Source organism: Streptantibioticus parmotrematis (assembly GCF_019890615.1).
Taxonomy (GTDB): domain Bacteria; phylum Actinomycetota; class Actinomycetes; order Streptomycetales; family Streptomycetaceae; genus Streptantibioticus_D; species Streptantibioticus_D parmotrematis.
In genome coordinates this window covers 72,209-90,369 of the sequence record NZ_JAINVZ010000020.1, presented here as the reverse complement: position 1 = coordinate 90,369, position 18,161 = coordinate 72,209, and the positions used below count along the sequence as shown (strand labels likewise).

Genomic DNA, 18,161 nt, shown 5'->3' with positions numbered 1-18,161 from the left:
AGCGGGCCGGTGCCCGTGTCAGCGCGCGTCCACTGCCCACATGGGGGGTTGATGTGCATTGTGCGGTAAGTGTGCCGGTTCTGTGGAGGTAAAAGTCTTTTCAAGAGCGTCAAGTGTCCGGTTGGCGACGTAAAGCGATCGACCGCCAACCGCCAAGCGACCCTTCCGTGGGCCTGTTGACAGGTGACTCACTCAACGACGATGGATTTACCGGTAGTTGTGGCTTATGGGTCGGCGTGAACCCGCCAACTTCACTGCTGTGAAAGCGCGCCGCCGGTAAAGAGTCTGTCCGTAGTTGGTTGCAAAAAGCTCCAGAAGGTGAGGGGTTGGTAGCTTCCGGTCGACCTTTGATCACGGGGCGGGCTGGGGGGAAAACACGGTGACGTCACGCGGGAGCACGCACAGACCCGGACTCTTCAGGGACCCGCGCCGGCCGGGAGGCGCCACACTCCTGTGGCGTTCGGCGGTCGCGCTGCTCGTCCTCGCCCTGCTGAGCTACCTGTCGCAGCTGACGGCACCGGCCGAGGCGGCGACGGCGCACCGCCGCCCGCCGGTCGCGGCCAAGGACAAGCCCGTTCCCGTCGCCCCGGTCACGTCGCACTACCAGCGGCCGAAGACGATGCCCGCCTACCACCCGTCCGCGGTGGCCTGGCCGACCGGCCGGGCGAAGGTCACGCTCGGGCAGAAGGACGCGGCGTCCCCCGACACGGACACCAGGAGCAGCGCGGCGCGTGGTGCCAGGGCGGGCGCCCTTCCCGTCTGGCTGGCCGCGCCCGTCCCCCGGGGCCACACCGCCGTTCCGTCCTCGGCCACCGCGGCGGCGGCCACCACGGCCGTCGACGTCGACGTCCTGCCCCGCGACCGGGCCACCGCGGTCGGTGCCGACGGCGTGCTGCTCACCCTGAACCGCGCGGACGCGGGCCGGACGGGGACGAACGTCGGAGTCACCTTCGACTACTCCTCGTTCACCTCGGCCTTCGGCGGCGACTGGGCATCGCGACTGCGCCTGGTCTCGCTGCCCTCCTGCGCCCTGGCCACGCCCACGCTTGCCTCCTGCCGCACCGAGACCCCGGTCGCCTCCTCGAACGACGCCTCCACGCACACCGTGACCGCCGACGTGACGCTGTCCGGCGCGGCGGGTGGGAGCGCGGTCACCCCGGCCACCGGTTCGCGCGCCTCCGCCGCGGTGCTGACCGGTGCCGACCAGTCGACCCGGGTGCTGGCCGCCACCTCCGCGCCGGGCGGTGGCGGCGGTGACTTCACCGCGACCTCGCTGACGCCCTCCAGTTCCTGGCAGGCGGGCGGCAGTTCGGACGCCTTCCAGTGGTCCTACCCGATCAGCGTCCCCGGCGTGCCCGGCGGACTCGCGCCGAAGATCGCGCTCGGCTACGACTCCCAGTCCCAGGACGGCCTCACCTCGTCCACCAACAACCAGGCCTCCTGGATCGGCGACGGCTTCGACTACAACCCCGGCTTCATCGAGCGCTCCTACCAGTCCTGCGAGCAGAACCCCTCGGGACCGACCAAGACCGCGGACAATTGCTGGTCCGACGAGAACACCATCACGCTCTCGCTCAACGGCACCTCGGCGACGCTCGTCAAGGACGACACCACCGGCACCTGGCACGCGGAACACGACGGCGACGAACGCGTCCAGTACAAGACCGGGGCGGTCAACGGCGCCCAGAACGGCGAGTACTGGGTGGTCACCACCGACGACGGCACCCAGTACTACTTCGGCCTCGACCAGCTGCCCGGCTACGCGTCGGGCGACACCGCCACCAACTCGGTCTGGACCGAGCCGGTGTACGCCACCGCGTCCGGCCAGCCCTGCTACAACGCGACCTTCGCCAACTCCTGGTGCCAGCAGGCCTACCGCTGGAACCTCGACTACGTCGTCGACCCGCACCAGGACGCCATCTCGTACTACTACACCACCGACACCGGCTACTACGCGCGGGACAACGGCACGACCGCCAACACCGCCTACACGCGCGACGGCTACCTGGACAAGATCCAGTACGGCCAGCGGGCGGGCCAGGTGTACGCCACTTCCCCGGCCGCCCAGGTCACGTTCAAGGTCAACGGCAGATGCGACACGTCGCAGAGCGGCTGTGCCACCTCGGGGCTCACCTCGTCCAGCGCCGCGCAGTGGCCCGACGTGCCCTACGACCTCAACTGCACCAACGGAAAGGCATGTTCGGTCACTTCTCCGACCTTCTGGTCGGAGAACGAACTGACCACCATCCAGACGCAGGCGCTGGTCGGCACCACCGAGACCGACGTGGACTCCTGGAGCCTGGCCCACACGTTCCCGGCGACCGGTGACTCGACCACGCCCTCCCTGTGGCTGTCCACCATCACCCGCACCGGTCAGGACACCTCCGGCGGCGGCTCCACCGCGTCCCTGACGATGCCGCCCGTCACGCTGACCGGCACCGCGCTGTCCAACCGTGTCGACGTCACCGACGGGTACCCGCCGATCACCCGGCACCGCCTCAACGGCATCACCACCGAGACCGGCGAGATCATCGACGTCGCCTACTCGACCGCCGCCTGCGGCTCGGGCACCCCCTCCGATGCCAGCCAGAACACCAGCCTGTGCTATCCGGCCTACTGGACCCCCGCCGGAGTCACCTCCCCCAAGGAAGACTGGTTCAACAAGTACATCGTCACCGGAGTCACCCAGCAGGACCCCACCGGCGGCGGTGTGAACGACACCATCACCACCCACTACCAGCCGGTGGGCACGCCCGCCTGGCACTACGACGACAACCCGCTCACCCCCACCGCCCAGCGCACCTGGAACCAGTGGCGCGGCTACCAGGGCATGAAGGTCACCACCGGCACGGCGCCCGACCCGGTGACCGAGACCGACTACACCTACTTCCGCGGCATGGACGGCGACACGCTGCCAGGCGGCGCCACCCGGTCGGCGACGATCACCGACTCGCGCAAGGACACCGCGGTCACCGACTCCGAGCAGTACGCCGGCACGACGTACGAGACCATCCAGTACGACGGCGCGGGCAGCGGCAAGGTCGTCACCGACACGATCACCGACCCGTGGTCGTCCGCGCCGACCGCCACCCACAAACCCGGCGGGTCCCTGCCGGACCAGGTCGCGTACATCACCGGCGAGGCCGAACAGCGCGTCTACACACCGCTGTCCAGCGGCTCGACCCGGGAGACCGAGGTCTCCTACACCCACGACAGCCACGGCCGGGTGACCCAGACCGACGACCTCGGCGACGCCGCCGTCTCCTCCGACGACCTGTGCACCACGGTCACCTACGACGACAACACCGACGCCTGGATCCTCGACACCCCCGACGAGACCGACACCGTCTCGGTGAAGTGCGGCGCCGCCGTGTCGTTGCCCGGGGACGCGGTCTCCGACGTCCGGCGGTTCTACGACGGCTCCACGACGTTCGGCTCACCGCCGACCGCGGGCGACGTGACCTCGCAGCAGAAGGCGACCTCCTACAACGGCTCCACGCCCGTCTACACCACGACCACCTCCAGCCAGGTCGACGAGTACGGACGCACGCTCGCCGCCACGGATGCGGACGGCCGCACCACCAAGACCGCATACACCCCCGCCACCGGCGCGGAACCCACCTCCGAGACGGTCACCGACCCGCTCACCCACGTCACGACCACCACGTACGATCCGCTGCGGGAGCTGACCACCCAGACCACCGACCCCGCGGGCTACGTCACCAAGGAGCAGTACGACGCCCTCGGCCGGGTCACCGCCGACTTCAAGCCGGGCATCACCGCCGCGTACGACAAGTACACCTACGCGGTGTCGAACAGCGCGCCGTCCGTCGTCACCACGCAGACCCTCGACGACGACCAGTCGTACCGCACCAGCGAGGTGCTCTACGACGCGATGCTGCGGCAGCGCGAGACGCAGAGCTCCACCATGGACGGCGGACGGCTCGTGTCCGACACCGTCTACGACACCGACGGCCTGGCCGCGAAGTCCACCAGCCCCTACTACGCGGGTGGCGCGCCCTCCGCCACGCTCGTGCAGGCGCAGGACGGCGACGTCCCGTCGGAGACCGGCTACCTCTACGACGGCGCGGGCCGCCGGACGGCCGCGGTCTCGTACGCCCTCGGCACCGAGACCTGGCGGACCACCACCTCCTACGGCGGCGACGTCACCACGACCGTCCCGCCCGCCGGCGGCACCGCGCAGAGCGTGTTCACCGACGCCCGCGGCAACACCACCGCGCAGTACCAATACCACCAGGGCGTGCCCGACGACCCGAGCGATCCGGCCGCCGACTACTCGGTCACCAAGTACGCCTACGACGCAGCGGGCCACCGCACGGGTGAGACCGACGCCGCCGGCAACTCCTGGTCCTGGTCCTACGACCTGCTCGGCGACGACACCTCGCAGGCCGACCCGGACACCGGCACCACCATGTCGACCTACGACAACGCCGGGCAGCTGCTCACCACCACGGATGCCCGGGGCAAGCAGACGACCTACCAGTACGACGCGGACGGCCGGAAGACCGCCGCCTACGACACCACCGGAGGCGCGACCCCCTCGGCATCCGACCAGATCGACGCGTGGACGTACGACACGCTCAAGAAGGGCCTGCCGACCGCCTCCACCTCGTACCAGGAGGGCACCTCCAGCCCCTCGGTCACCAGCACCGTCCTCGCGTACAACACCTTCGGCACCGCCGTCGCCCAGCGCGAGACCCTCGCCAACCTGCCGCCCTCGGAAGCCGTGCTGGAGCCGTCCGGCGGCTACGTCAGCAGCGACACCTTCACCGCGGGCACCGGACTGTTGGCGAGCCAGAGCTACGCGGCCGTCGGCGGGCTGCCCGGCGAGCAGGTCTACTACGGCCACGACACCTACGGCGATCCCACCAGCGCCGAGAGCAACAGCAGTACAGTCTCCGCCGACTACGTCAGTGCCCTGGGGTACGACGAGTTCGGCAAGCCGTCGCAGTACACCATGGGCACCTCGGGTGACTGGGTCGCGCTCGACCTCGGCTACGACCAGCAGACCCAGCGGCTCACCGACGCCCGCACCACCGACTCCGCCGCGTCCACCACCGTCGACGACACCCAGTACACGTACGGCGACGGCCAGGTGTCGGCGGGCTCCGGCCTGGTCACCTCGACGACGGACGCGCAGAACGGCGGTGCCGTCACCGACACCCAGTGCTTCCAGTACGACTACGCCACCCGTCTGACCGCCGCCTGGACCGCGACCGACAAGTGCGCCGCGACCCCCACCGCCGGCAGCAGCTCCACGGTCGGCGGGCCGCAGCCTTACTGGCAGAGCTGGACCTACGACGCCGCGGGCGACCGGCAGACCCAGACCGACCACGACACCGGCGGCGACACCGCCGACGACACGACGACCACGTACGCGTACCCGAACCAGGGCTCGTCCGGCGACCAGCCGCACACCCTGAGCAACACCACCGCCACCGGCCCTGGTGAGACGGCCGGGACGGCGAGCTACAAGTACGACGCGTCCGGCGACAACACCTCCATCACCACCGACAGCGGGACCCAGACGCTCTCCTGGAACGACCAGGGCAAGCTCGCCTCCCTCGCGGACACCGCCACCGGCGGCACGACCGGCTACCTCTACGACGCCGACGGCAACCTCGTCCTGCGCACCGACGCACACCAGGCGACGCTCTTCCTCGCCGACGACCAGCAGGTCACCGAAAACCTCTCCAACAGCGCGCTGTCCGGCACCCGTTACTACGAGATCGGCGGCGAGACGGTCGCCGAGCGCTCCAGCACCGGGGACGTCCAGTACCTGATCCCGGACCGGCAGGGGACCGACACCCTCGCGGTGGACTTCCCCTCGATGAGCGTCACCCGCCGCGCGTACCTGCCGTTCGGCCAGGCCCGGGGGACCGCACCCTCCTCCTGGCCCGGCGACGACGGCTACGTGGGCGGAACGCCCGACCCCGACACGGGCCTGGAGAACCTCGGGGCGCGCGAGTACGACCCGAACACCGGGCGCTTCCTGTCCGCCGACCCCGTCTTCGAGGCCTCCGATCCGACCCAGCTGGGCGGCTACGACTACGCGGGCAACGACCCGGTGACCGGCTCCGACCCCGACGGCACGATGCTCATCGGAGGCGACGGATACGTCGGCAGCGAGGCGTGGTTCCAGTCGAATCCGCAGGTCACCCACAGCGGCCCGCCGAGGGACCCGTCCTCGCCCTCCTACCAGTTCGACATGGAGGTCTACCACAACAGCGCGACCTTCGGTGATCCCGTCTATTACCACCCCGCCCCCAAGCCGAGCCACCCGTCCTTCTTCGACTACCTCAAGGACGCGGCCAGGATCGGCTACCACCTGTCGGGCGCCGACACGGTCGTCGGCTGCGTGACGAACCCGTCGGTCGGCGGCTGCGTGCAGGCGGCGACGATCGTCGGCGGGGCGCTGCTCACGGGCGGCGAGGACGAGCTGGAGATCGCGGCGGCACGGGAGGGGGAGGAACTCGCGGCCGACGAGGGAGCGTCACTCGGTGAGGACGCCGCGAGCTGCGCGGCGTCGGCCGTGCCGCACAGCTTCGTCGGCGCCACCAGGGTGCTGGAGGCGAACGGGCGCACCGCCCCGATCCAGAACGTGCACGTCGGCGACAAGGTCATGGCCACCGACCCGCTGACCGGCCGGAAGGCCGCGCACACGGTCCAGAACGTCATCAGGACGACCACGGACCGCCAGTTCACGGCCTTGACCATCGCGGCACCGGGAGCCAAGCCCGCCACTCTGACGACGACCTGGCACCACCCCTTCTGGGACGCCACGACGAAGACGTGGACCGACGCGTCGCACCTCACCCCCGGCACCCACCTGACCCAGCCCAACGGCAAGCCGGCGGTGGTCACCCGAATCCACAACTACGTCAGCAGAGCAGTCACCTACGACCTGACGATCGCGGACCTGCACTCGTACTATGTGCTGGCGGGCAGCACGCCGGTGCTGGTGCACAACTGCAACACAATTGATCCGAAGACTGTCAAGTTTTCGCAGCGTGGAGTGTCTGCCCGATTCAAGAATGGAAATACGATCGAAGATACGGCGGCCGGTATCAAGTCTGGCGAAATTGACCCGAATGACTTTCCACCGGTCCGCCTCGTAGAGCGTGATGGCGATTTTCACACGCTCGACAATCGCCGGCTGGTAACTTTCCAGAAGGCTGGACTCGAGCAAATCCCGTATGTGATGGCGACGCCCGAAGAGGCTGCCGGTGAGGCGTGGAAGTTCGACCCTGATGCTGCTGGGACGTCCATTAAGATTCGAGGTACTGGAGAGGTGTGGGCCCCATGACCAGCCCTATCGATGCGGCGCTGGCCGTGACTTCGCGCCAGGAACTGGTGGCGTATCTCGCTAATCTCGCAGAGAAGGCTCGGCGAGGGTTGGTTCTCGTCGAGAACCCAAGCACCCCTGACTTTGTCGAAGCGTCGAGTGCTTGGCTGGATGGTCTAGATTCATTCCTTCATCGTTACGCGGAAGGGGTTGATCCCGAAATTCCGAGCTGGTCGACCATTGCCATGATTTTCTCGGCGGGTCTCGTGTACGAATAAATGTAGCAGTGGAAATGTGAAACCCTGGGGGGGTGAATTCTAGTGGTCGTCGCAACACCTCAGCTCACGGGGACGATGCCAGGGCTGGTCGTACGCAACGAAGCTCCGTTGTGCAGGTGGACTTCCCAAGTCGCCCTCGCGTCAGCGCCCCGCACTGATCGTCCGGCGCGCTCAGCGTTGTGGCTGACGGGGGCGCCTTGGCCTGAACCCCCGCAGCGGAAGCTGGTGTCGGCAGGTGGCAGCGCCCGTATGCTGGCCGTGTACCGCTTGCTGAGGTGACACCGTGCCCTGCCGGGTGGACGAGGAGGTGAAAGGGAATGACCGTTGCCATCGACCACACGGGGCCCTGGACCGTCGCTGACGTCCTCGCCCTGCCCGAAGATCGCACTATTCGCTACGAGCTGCTGGGGGAATCCCTCGTAATGTCCCCCGCACCCGGAGTCCGCCACCAACGGGCCTCGTTCCGTCTCCATGTCGCCCTGGATGTGGCTGCCCGGGCCGCTGGCGCACCAGTGGAAGTCCTGGAAGGAGTCAACGTTGTCCTGCCGTCGGGCTTGGTCGTGCCCGACCTGGTTGTGGCCGATGCCGGCGCGACCGCCGACGATCCCGTCACCGTCGACGTCGAAGCGGTCCGGCTTGTCGTCGAACTCGTTTCCCCCGGCAACAGCACCATGGACCGCAAGGTCAAGCCCATGCTCTACGCCGAGGCCGCCATCCCGCACTTCTGGCGACTCGAGTTTGATCCCGCCCCTATGCTCGCCATCTACGAGCTGGAGAGTGGCCAGTACGTGCAGCGGACCACCGCACTCGCCGGCGCGACCACACACCTGGACACCCCGTTCCCCATCGCGATCGACCCGGCCGGACTCTCTCGGCAGTAGATGGCGTCCGGCGGCTGCGCTGACCGCAAGCGGGCCTTCCGGCTGCGGACACCAGCAGACTTCCGCGAACGTGCCAGATATGACGTCTCCGTCCAGCTACAGGCAGGTCGAGCAAGTTGCCGATCTGTCGCCGCGGACCATCGCCTCCGCGCCCTCAGGCCCCCGGCATCCCCTACGCCGCCTGGTGGATCACCAAAGCCACCGCTATCAGCGCCACCAGCAAAGCGACCAGCGTGGCCGGGGTCAGGTTGGCGAAGGGGGACTGCTGGTGCAGGCGGGCTCGGCTGGCCCGGCAGACCGGGCAGCGGCCCTCGGATACGGGGTTCGCGCAGTTCGCGCACACCAGTCGGTCGCATGTCATGCGATGTCCTCCTCACCCTTGACAACGCCGCCAGGCGTCCACGGGTTCCCGAGGCGACTGCGCCGTACCGCGGCGCCTCGTACACCGCTGAACTCCACTGTGCCAGTTTCCGGCCGATCCGGCGCGCCCCGCCGACGCCGTACGCGGCCGATGCGCCCTTTGTCCCCGATTAGCGGGTGAGGAAACCCACCCTCCCCGTACGCCGCCTGCGCCGTCATGGCCGCTTCGCGTAAGGTCTGGCCACCGGGAGAGCCGCGCTGACGGCTGTCCGTCCCCTCCAGACCCATCCTGGTGCAGCTGTGATCCGATTCGACAATGTCAGCAAGACCTACCCCAAACAGAACCGTCCCGCACTGCGGGACGTGTCGCTGGAGATCGAGAAGGGCGAGTTCGTCTTCCTGGTGGGTTCCTCCGGCTCCGGGAAGTCGACGTTCCTGCGCCTGATGCTCCGCGAGGAGCGCACCGACACCGGCGCGGTGCACGTCCTCGGCAAGGACCTGGGCCGGCTGTCCAACTGGAAGGTGCCGCAGATGCGCCGCCAAGTGGGCACCGTCTTCCAGGACTTCCGCCTGCTGCCCAACAAGACCGTCGCGCAGAACGTCGCGTTCGCGCTGGAGGTCATCGGCAAGCCGCGCGGCACCATCCGCAAGACCGTCCCCGAGGTCCTCGACCTGGTCGGCCTGGCCGGCAAGGAGGACCGCATGCCGGGCGAGCTGTCCGGCGGTGAGCAGCAGCGCGTCGCCATCGCCCGCGCGTTCGTCAACCGTCCGCTGCTGCTGATCGCGGACGAGCCGACCGGCAACCTCGACCCGCAGACCTCGGTCGGCATCATGAAGCTGCTGGACCGGATCAACCGGACCGGCACCACGGTCGTGATGGCCACCCACGACCAGCAGATCGTCGACCAGATGCGCAAGCGCGTCATCGAGTTGGAGCAGGGGCGTCTGGTGCGCGACCAGTCGCGCGGCGTGTACGGCTACCAGCACTGAGTGCGGCTCCCCGGGTCCGTCCGGGACCGTCCACCCGCGCCGAGCCCGCCCGCGCCTGAGCGCGTCCGCGGCCGCGCCTCCCGCGCCGCCCCCGGGCCCGTCGCACCCGTCCCGCCGCCCAGCAGAAAGGCCCCCACGTCACCATGCGCGCGCAGTTCGTCCTGTCGGAGATCGGCGTAGGCCTCCGGCGCAACCTCACCATGACCTTCGCGGTCATCGTCTCCGTCGCCCTGTCCCTCGCGCTCGCCGGCGGCTCCTGGCTCGGCCGGGAGCAGGTGAGCCACATGAAGGGCTACTGGTACGACAAGGTCGAGGTCTCGATCTTCCTGTGCAACAAGACCGACGGCACGGACACCGCCAACTGCTCCAAGGGCGCCGTCACCCCGCAGCAGATGGCGCAGATCCACTCCGACCTGGTCAAACTGCCGATCGTGGAGAAGGTCTACGAGGAGACCCCGCAGCAGGCCTACGTCCGCTACCAGCAGCAGTTCAAGGGGCAGGCGGGCATCGACCTGCTGACGCCGGACCAGATGCAGTACTCGTACCGCGTCAAGCTCAAGGACCCCAACCAGTACCAGGTGATCACCAGCGCCTTCGAGGGCCGTCCCGGCGTCCAGTCGGTGCAGGACCAGCGGCAGTTGCTGGAGAACCTCTTCGGTCTGCTCAACGGCATGACGTACGTGGCGCTCGCGGTGCTGGCGTTCATGCTCACCGTCGCCATGCTGCTGATCGTCAACACCGTGCGCGTCTCGGCGTTCAGCCGCAGGCGGGAAACCGGGATCATGCGGCTGGTGGGCGCGTCCAGCTTCTACATCCAGATGCCGTTCATCATGGAAGCCGCGCTCGCCGGTCTGATCGGCGGCGGCCTCGCCTGCGGCATGCTGCTGGCCGGACGGTACTTCCTGATCGAGGGCGGCCTCGCGCTCCAGGACAAGATCAAGCTCATCCAGTTCCTGGGCTGGGGCGACGTCGTCAAGGTGCTGCCGCTGGTGCTGGCGGTCGGCGTGCTGATGCCCGCGCTGGCAGCGTTCTTCACCCTGCGCAAGTACCTGAAGGTGTGACGAACGGCCCGTCACCGGCCGCCGTGCGCACCGCCCTTCTGGCCTAGACTCGCCAGCATGTCCGGCCCCACGACGTACGGTCCCGAGGTGTACCGGGGCCCGCAGCGGATCCGCCAGGGAGTGACGCTGACCCTGGTCTTCGGCGCCGTCCTGGCGACCGGCGCGGCCACCGGTTCGATCGGCGGCCACCGAGCGGCGTACGACGGCCGGCCCGGCGCGTACGGGAGGCGGGCCGCGGGCAGCCGCCCGGCCGCCGAGCCCGCGTCCGCGTCCGGCACCGGCCTCGACACCGCCGAGATCGCCCGCGCCATCGACGACGGCCGGGTCGGCCCGCAGGCCGCCGCCCAGCTGGTCAGCCGCAGCGGCGACCGCTGGTCCGCGTTCTACACCGCCCAGCAGTACGAGGGCTTCCAGCAGGAGCTGAACGGCACGTACACCGGCGTCGGCCTGTGGGTGCGGCGGGCGCCGGACGGCGTGGTGTCGGTCTCCCGCGTGCAGTCCGCGAGCCCCGCCGAGCGCGCCGGGCTGCGCGTCGGCGACCTGCTCACCGCGATCGACGGCCACCCGGTGACCGGCCTGCCGGTGACCGAGGTCGTGGCCCGGCTGCGCGGCGTCGACCCGGCGGACCCCGACGACCCGCAGGACGCGCCCGCGCCGCGCCCCGGCAGCACCGTGCGCCTCGCGCTGCAACGCGCCGGGCGGTCCTGGACGGTGAGCCTGCGCCGGGCCGTCCTGCCCGCCGACGCGGTCACCGTGACCCAGCCCGAAGCCGGGGTCACCGACATCGCCGTCGACTCCTTCGTGCACGGTGTCGGCGGGCAGGTGCGCGCCGCCCTCGACCACGGCGACCACCGCGACGGCGTCCTGCTCGACCTGCGCGGCAACTCCGGCGGCCTGGTCACCGAGGCGGTCGCCACCGCGTCCGCGTTCCTCGACGGAGGCCTGGTCGCCACCTACGACGTCCACGGCACCGAGCACTCCCTGTACGCGGCGCGCGGCCCGGCCGACACCATGACGCCGCTGGTCGTGCTGGTCGACGGCGGCACGATGAGCGCCGCCGAGCTGCTCACCGGCGCGCTGCAGGACCGGGGGCGGGCGGTGGTCGTCGGCTCGCGCACCTTCGGCAAGGGCTCCGTGCAGATGCCCTCCACCCTCCCGGACGGCTCCGCCGCCGAGCTGACGGTCGGCCACTACCGCACCCCGACCGGGCGGGCGGTGGACGGCGTGGGCATCCGCCCGGACGTGACGGTCGGCGGCGGGCAGGACGCCCGGGCCGAGGGCGAGGCGGTATTGAGTGGCCTCGACACCGGGCCGTAGTGCGAGAATGGCCACGCTATGGCTAAAGAGACGGGTCGCAAGCTGATCGCGCAGAACAAGAAGGCGCGGCACGACTACCACATCCTCGACACCTACGAGGCGGGCCTGGTGCTGACCGGCACCGAGGTCAAGTCGCTGCGCCAGGGGCGTGCCTCGCTGGTGGACGGCTTCGCGCAGCTCGACGGCGGCGAGGCGTGGCTGCACAACGTGCACATCCCCGAGTACAGCCAGGGGACGTGGACCAACCACTCCGCGCGCCGCAAGCGCAAGCTGCTGATGCACCGCGCCGAGATCGACAAGCTGGTCGGCAAGACCCAGGAGACCGGGCACACGCTCGTGCCGCTCCAGCTGTACTTCAAGGACGGCCGCGCCAAGGTCGAGATCGCGCTCGCCAAGGGCAAGAAGGACTACGACAAGCGGCAGACGCTGCGCGAGAAGCAGGACCGCCGCGAGGCGGACCGCGCGATCTCGTCGGCCCGCCGCAGGCAGCGCGCCTGACCCCGCGCGCCTGACCCCCGGCACCAGCCGCCCCGGACGGGTGGCCGGGCGCGGGAATGCGCTGGCCGTGCGGGGCGTTGTTCCCGTACGATGACAGTGCACCAGCGGGGCCCAGGTCCCGCTGCGCACCTTGAGAAGAGAACATGGGGATGATCGGTTTCGACTGCGGTTGTCGAGGCAGGGGAAGCGAGCCGAGGAACGCGGCAATGATCTCGTAAACCACGTGCCGCAAAACAATAATCGCCAACACCAAGCGCGATTCCTTCGCCCTCGCTGCCTGATCTAACAGACAGCGACTTCGCGAAGTGTCAGCCCGGGGCTGTTCCCGACCCGGATCCTGGCATCAGCTAGGGAACTCCACCACTAGGCCCGGCCACGGGGGCTAGTGGAAAACCACACAGTGGCTGGGCCCGTCGGCGGCTTGTCCGCGTGACTGCCGGGGCCGAGAAAAGCACAGCGGACTGCGCTCGGAGAAGCCCTGGTTCCGCACCGTAGGACGCGGGTTCGATTCCCGCCATCTCCACGAGGTCGAGGGCGAAGTGTGCTCGCAGAAAACGCGAGCCACTTCGCCCTCTTCTGTTTTGCGCGGCTTCGCCGCGCGTGGCGGGGGGCTTCGCCCACCCGCACCCCCCTCAGGGAGGCGGGGCGCCGCGGTCGGGGTGCTGTCGGAGCCGTGGTGTCGTACGAGCCGGGAGGCGGGGGCACCGCGGTCGGGGTGTTGCCGGAGCAGTGGGGCGCCGGCGGGGCTTCAGGGATCGTTGGTGATGCGCTGGTAGCGGTAGTGGGTCTTGACCTGGGCGTTGACATAGCGGCCCTTGCTCTGCGCCGTCATCAACGCGTCGTAGACCGGCCGGGGGACGTCCAGGTAGTCGTAGACCTGGCCCTGGACGTACTCGATCTCCAGGACGCGCTTCTCGTAGCCCACCGACCTCAGCGCCGACGACTCCACGGGTGTCCGGTGCACCTCCCCAGCGTGCGCGTGCGAACGCGCTTCCGCAGCCTCGGATCGTGCGCGGAGGCACGTGAGAGGGGCGCGTCACCATGGATTACGTGCATCGATGCCACCCGTTCGCGTACGGTTGCAGGTCGCTTGAGCGCACGGGGCGCACGCGGAAGCAAGAAGAGGGGGTCCTTGCGTGGCAGCGCAGGACGCAGTCCGGGAGGCACTCCGGGACCGTGAGGTCGCGGTGGAGCAGGCACACCTGGACCGGGTGTACCGCCGCCTGGAGGAGAAGATCCACGAGGCCGAGTTCCTGGTGGACGACGCCGAGAAGCGCGGTCAGGTCGGCACGCCCGGCGCGCTCGCGGAGCGCGACGCGCAGGTCTTCCAGGCCGGGGTCCATCTCAACCGGCTCAACTCGGAGTTCGAGGACTTCCTCTTCGGCCGCATCGACCTGCTGCGCGGCAAGGACGGCAAGCGCGGCCCGGACGGTGCCTTCACCGCCACCGAGGTCGCCGAGGACGCCATCGCCCCGGACGGCACCGCGGGCATCGCCGAGACGCTGCACATCGGCCGCCTCGGCGTGCTCGACGCGGACTACGCGCCGCTGGTCATCGACTGGCGCGCGCCGGCCGCCGCGCCGTTCTACCGCTCCACGCCCAAGGATCCGGGCCGGGTGGTGCGCCGCCGGGTGATCCGCAGCAGGGGGCGGCGGGTGCTGGGCGTCGAGGACGACCTGATGCGGCCTGAGGTCGAGGCCACCCTCGACGGCGAGGATCTGGCCGTGGTCGGCGACGGCGCTCTGATGGCGGCGCTCGGCCGGGCCCGCAGTCACTCCATGCGCGACATCGTCGCCTCCATCCAGGCCGAGCAGGACATGGTGATCCGCGCCCCCGCACCGGGGGTCACCGAGGTCACCGGCGGCCCCGGCACCGGCAAGACCGCGGTCGCCCTGCACCGTGCCGCCTACCTGCTCTACCAGGACCGGCGGCGCTACTCCGGCGGCATCCTCGTCGTCTCGCCGACGCCGCTGCTGGTGTCGTACACCGAGGGCGTGCTGCCGTCGCTGGGCGAGGAGGGGCAGGTCGCGATCCGCGCGGTCGGCTCGCTGGTCGAGGGCGCCGAGGCCACGACGTACGACGAACCGCAGGTGGCCCGGGTCAAGGGCTCCTCGCGGATGCTGCCGGTGCTGCGCCGGGCCGCCCGGGGCGCGCTGGAGCTGGGGGAACGCGTACCGACCTCGCTGCGGGTGGTCGCCTTCGGCGCCCGCCTGGAGCTGGACGGCGAGGAACTGGCCGCGATCCGCCACACCGCGCTGGGCGGCACCGCGCCGCTGAACCTGATGCGCCCGCGGGCCCGCAGGCTGCTGCTGGACGCCCTGTGGGAGAAGTCGGGCCGCGGCAGGCACCTGGTCGACCCGGAGCTGATCGCGGAGGCCAGGGCCGCGTTCGACGAGGACGTCTCCGGCGAGGACGCGTTCACCGGGTTCCTGCACCGGTGGTGGCCGGTGCTCACCCCGCGCGGGGTGCTCGCCACGATGGCCGAGGAACGGCGGCTCGGGCGCTGGGCGCGCCGGGTGCTGGCGCAGCGCGAGGTACGGCAGCTGGCCCGCTCGCTGCGGCGGCTGGACGCGGCCGGGCAGGGACCGCTGTCGGTGCACGACGTGGCGCTCCTGGACGAGCTGCGGATCCTGCTCGGCACGCCCCCGGAGCCGGTCCGGCCGCGTGAGGCCGACCCGCTGGACGAGCTGACCGGCCTGGAGGAGGTGACGACGTACGCGGACCGCATGTCCGCCGGGCGCCGCACCCGCGCCGAGCGCCGTGAGCAGGAACGCGCCGAGTACGCGCACGTCATCGTCGACGAGGCGCAGGACCTCACGCCCATGCAGTGGCGGATGGTCGCCCGGCGCGGTACCAGCGCGACGTGGACCGTGGTCGGCGACCCGGCGCAGAGCTCCTGGGCGGACGTGGACGAGGCGACCCGGGCCCGCGACGAGGCGCTGGGCGCACGCGTGCGGCGGCGTTTCGAACTGACCGTCAACTACCGCAACCCGGCGGAGATCGCGGAACTGGCGTCCAAGGTGCTGCGCCTCGCCATGCCCGGGACGCGGCCCCCGTCCGCCGTGCGGTCGACGGGGCTGGTGCCCCGGTTCGAGGTCGCGGGCGACGACCTGGGCGCGAGCGTGCGGGAGTGCGCGGCGCGGCTGCTGGACGAGGTCGAGGGGACCATCGGGGTGGTCGTCGCGATGGGACGGCGGGCGCAGGCGCGCGAATGGCTCACGGGGCTGGGGGAGCGGGTCGTGCCGCTCGGGAGCCTGGAGGCGAAGGGACTCGAGTACGACGCGACGGTCGTCGTCTCACCGGCGGAGATCGCGGACGAGTCGCCGGCGGGGTTGCGCGTGCTGTACGTGGCCCTGACGCGGGCCACGCAACGGCTCACCGTGGTGGCGGGGGTGCGGGACGAGCCGGATGGGGGCGGGGTGCCGGATCTTTTGCGGGAGTAGGCGGCTTCGCTTGGTTCGGGGTGGGCGTTTCGTCGCCGGGTGCGGGCCGGTGGGGCGGTGGTGCCCACCCGTCCCGCAGGGGGCAGCCCCGGCGTCGGCTGGGGGAGGAACGACTGCCCACAACGACGAAGGGGCCCTCGCGGGCCCCTTCGTCTTCGTCTGTGACACCGGCCCGCCATGCTCGCCTCGCGGCTAGCGGTCGCTCGTAGCGACAATGGTTGGGCCCGGGGGCTTGGATCGAGCCGGTGCCGTATCCAGACTAACAAACGACTCGCGATGTCCATTCCTGTCGCGGAAGTTGGGCGTCTTCCGGGCTCCGGCGGTCACCGGATCGGACCCCTGTCCACTCCGGATCTACCGCATGGTGGAATATTGTTTCCATAAAGATGGTGGCCCAGTTACCGCCTACTCACCGGTAGGTGGGACGATCGGATGTCTCGTGCCCGACCCATGGGCACGGGCGCGGACAACGCGGAACAGCGGAGGAAGTCGGCATGGCAACGGCGCCGAGCGTCTCGTACTCGATCACGGTCCGACTAGAGGTCCCGGCCAGCGGGACCGCGGTCGGTCAGCTCACCAACGCGGTGGAGGCGTCCGGCGGGTCGGTCACCGGCCTCGACGTCACCGCCTCGGGCCACGAGAAGCTCCGTATCGACGTCACCGTGGCCGCGACGTCCACCGCGCACGCCGACCAGATCGTCAGCAAGCTGCGCGACATCGAGGGCGTCGCGATCGGCAAGGTCTCCGACCGAACGTTCCTGATGCACCTCGGCGGCAAGATCGAGATGGCGTCCAAGCACCCCATCCGCAACCGTGACGACCTGTCCATGGTCTACACGCCCGGCGTCGCCCGGGTCTGCATGGCGATCGCCGAGAACCCCGACGACGCCCGCCGCCTGACCATCAAGCGCAACAGCGTCGCGGTCGTCACCGACGGCTCCGCGGTGCTGGGCCTGGGCAACATCGGCCCCAAGGCGGCGCTGCCGGTCATGGAGGGCAAGGCGGCCCTCTTCAAGCGTTTCGCGGGCATCGACGCCTGGCCGCTGTGCCTGGACACCCAGGACACCGACGCGATCGTGGAGATCGTCAAGGCGATCGCCCCCGGCTTCGCGGGCATCAACCTGGAGGACATCTCCGCCCCTCGCTGCTTCGAGATCGAGGCGCGGCTGCGCGAGGCGCTGGACATCCCGGTCTTCCACGACGACCAGCACGGCACCGCGATCGTGGTGCTCGCGGCGCTCACCAACGCGTTGCGCGTCGTCGGCAAGAAGATCGAGGACCTGCGGGTCGTCATGTCCGGCGCGGGCGCGGCCGGCACCGCCATCCTCAAGCTGCTGATCGCGGCGGGCGTCAAGCACGCGGTGGTCGCCGACATCCACGGCGTCGTGCACAGCGGGCGGACCGATCTGGTCGACGCCGACCCCGAGTCGCCGCTGCGCTGGATCGCCGACAACACCAACCCCGAGGACATCACCGGCACCCTCAAGCAGGCCGTGGTCGGCGCGGACGTGTTCATCGGCGTCTCCGCGCCCAACGTGCTGGACGGCGCGGACGTCGCCGCGATGGCGGACGGCGCGATCGTCTTCGCGCTGGCCAACCCCGACCCCGAGGTCGACCCCGCGATCGCCCGTGAGACGGCCGCGGTCGTGGCCACCGGCCGCAGCGACTTCCCCAACCAGATCAACAACGTGCTGGTCTTCCCGGGTGTCTTCCGCGGCCTGCTGGACGCCCAGTCGCGTACGGTGAACACCGAGATGATGCTCGCCGCCGCCCGGGCGCTGGCCGAGGTCGTGGCCGACGACGAGATCAACGCCAACTACATCATCCCCAGCGTCTTCAACGACAAGGTCGCCGGGGCGGTCGCCGGTGCCGTCCGGGACGCCGCCAAGGCGCAGGGCGTCACCGCACCCGACGCGGTGGCGACCGCCGTCCAGTAATCACGCGGCCCGCGCGTCGTGTGAAGGCCACGGCTGCCGGGGCCCTATGGTTGCGGCAGCCGTGGCCGGACAAACCATCCGCTGCGCTGT

General features: G+C 70.2%; 11 protein-coding genes and 1 other RNA gene. 10 read left to right on the top strand and 2 right to left on the bottom strand.

The features are described from left to right. Positions 1-379 precede the first annotated feature (379 nt). The 3 genes from K7472_RS33535 to K7472_RS24665 all read left to right on the top strand — a co-directional run bounded on the left by K7472_RS33535 (position 380) and on the right by K7472_RS24665 (position 8,465). Complete coding sequence (locus tag K7472_RS33535; RefSeq protein ID WP_222980741.1) at positions 380-7,327, top strand: RHS repeat-associated core domain-containing protein; 6,948 nt, start codon at positions 380-382, stop codon at positions 7,325-7,327. Beyond that, positions 7,324-7,584: a DUF7660 family protein gene (locus K7472_RS24670; protein ID WP_222980740.1), complete on the top strand. Its 261-nt coding sequence runs from the start codon at positions 7,324-7,326 to the stop codon at positions 7,582-7,584. The genes K7472_RS33535 and K7472_RS24670 overlap by 4 nt, the downstream gene beginning before the upstream one ends. A 317-nt stretch (positions 7,585-7,901) precedes the next feature. Continuing rightward, positions 7,902-8,465: a Uma2 family endonuclease gene (locus K7472_RS24665; RefSeq protein WP_222980739.1), complete on the top strand. Its 564-nt coding sequence runs from the start codon at positions 7,902-7,904 to the stop codon at positions 8,463-8,465. 172 nt (positions 8,466-8,637) lie between these two features. Here K7472_RS24665 and K7472_RS24660 read toward each other — a convergent pair whose 3' ends face one another. Then, complete coding sequence (locus tag K7472_RS24660) at positions 8,638-8,826, bottom strand: hypothetical protein (protein ID WP_222980738.1); 189 nt, start codon at positions 8,824-8,826, stop codon at positions 8,638-8,640. Between the two features lie 299 nt (positions 8,827-9,125). Between K7472_RS24660 and ftsE the strand changes: the two genes are divergently transcribed. From ftsE to ssrA, 5 genes are all read left to right on the top strand, one after another. Further along, on the top strand, positions 9,126-9,815 hold the full coding sequence (gene ftsE, locus K7472_RS24655; protein WP_109446871.1) for a cell division ATP-binding protein FtsE: 690 nt from the start codon (positions 9,126-9,128) through the stop codon (positions 9,813-9,815). A 143-nt stretch (positions 9,816-9,958) separates the two neighbouring features. Further along, positions 9,959-10,876, top strand: coding sequence for a permease-like cell division protein FtsX (ftsX, locus tag K7472_RS24650; RefSeq protein WP_109446873.1), 918 nt, complete (start codon positions 9,959-9,961; stop codon positions 10,874-10,876). Between the two features lie 57 nt (positions 10,877-10,933). Beyond that, a complete protein-coding gene (locus K7472_RS24645) occupies positions 10,934-12,193 on the top strand; it encodes a S41 family peptidase (protein ID WP_222980737.1) in 1,260 nt (419 codons plus the stop codon). A gap of 18 nt (positions 12,194-12,211) precedes the next feature. Beyond that, complete coding sequence (gene smpB, locus K7472_RS24640; RefSeq protein ID WP_222980736.1) at positions 12,212-12,691, top strand: SsrA-binding protein SmpB; 480 nt, start codon at positions 12,212-12,214, stop codon at positions 12,689-12,691. Between the two features lie 145 nt (positions 12,692-12,836). Continuing rightward, positions 12,837-13,217, top strand: a transfer-messenger RNA (tmRNA) gene (ssrA, locus tag K7472_RS24635). Between the two features lie 222 nt (positions 13,218-13,439). Here ssrA and K7472_RS24630 read toward each other — a convergent pair. Then, positions 13,440-13,655 carry a KTSC domain-containing protein gene (locus K7472_RS24630; protein WP_222980735.1) on the bottom strand — a complete coding sequence of 72 codons (216 nt, stop codon included), beginning with the start codon at positions 13,653-13,655 and terminating at the stop codon, positions 13,440-13,442. A 172-nt stretch (positions 13,656-13,827) separates the two neighbouring features. Between K7472_RS24630 and K7472_RS24625 the strand changes: the two genes are divergently transcribed. Both K7472_RS24625 and K7472_RS24620 read left to right on the top strand, forming a co-directional pair. Next, positions 13,828-16,134 (top strand): HelD family protein, encoded by a 2,307-nt coding sequence (locus tag K7472_RS24625; protein ID WP_222980734.1) that lies wholly within the window; start codon positions 13,828-13,830, stop codon positions 16,132-16,134. 494 nt (positions 16,135-16,628) lie between these two features. Beyond that, positions 16,629-18,071: an NAD-dependent malic enzyme gene (locus K7472_RS24620; RefSeq protein ID WP_222980733.1), complete on the top strand. Its 1,443-nt coding sequence runs from the start codon at positions 16,629-16,631 to the stop codon at positions 18,069-18,071. Positions 18,072-18,161: the final 90 nt, after the last annotated feature.

Excerpts from the sequence above, each read along its gene's own strand:
- K7472_RS24620 (WP_222980733.1), top strand. The coding sequence starts at position 16,629 with ATGGCAACGGCGCCGAGCGTCTCGTACTCGATCACGGTCCGACTAGAG.
- ftsX (WP_109446873.1), top strand. The coding sequence starts at position 9,959 with ATGCGCGCGCAGTTCGTCCTGTCGGAGATCGGCGTAGGCCTCCGGCGC.
- K7472_RS24660 (WP_222980738.1), bottom strand. The coding sequence starts at position 8,826 with ATGACATGCGACCGACTGGTGTGCGCGAACTGCGCGAACCCCGTATCC.
- K7472_RS24665 (WP_222980739.1), top strand. The coding sequence starts at position 7,902 with ATGACCGTTGCCATCGACCACACGGGGCCCTGGACCGTCGCTGACGTC.
- K7472_RS24645 (WP_222980737.1), top strand. The coding sequence starts at position 10,934 with ATGTCCGGCCCCACGACGTACGGTCCCGAGGTGTACCGGGGCCCGCAG.
- smpB (WP_222980736.1), top strand. The coding sequence starts at position 12,212 with ATGGCTAAAGAGACGGGTCGCAAGCTGATCGCGCAGAACAAGAAGGCG.
- K7472_RS24670 (WP_222980740.1), top strand. The coding sequence starts at position 7,324 with ATGACCAGCCCTATCGATGCGGCGCTGGCCGTGACTTCGCGCCAGGAA.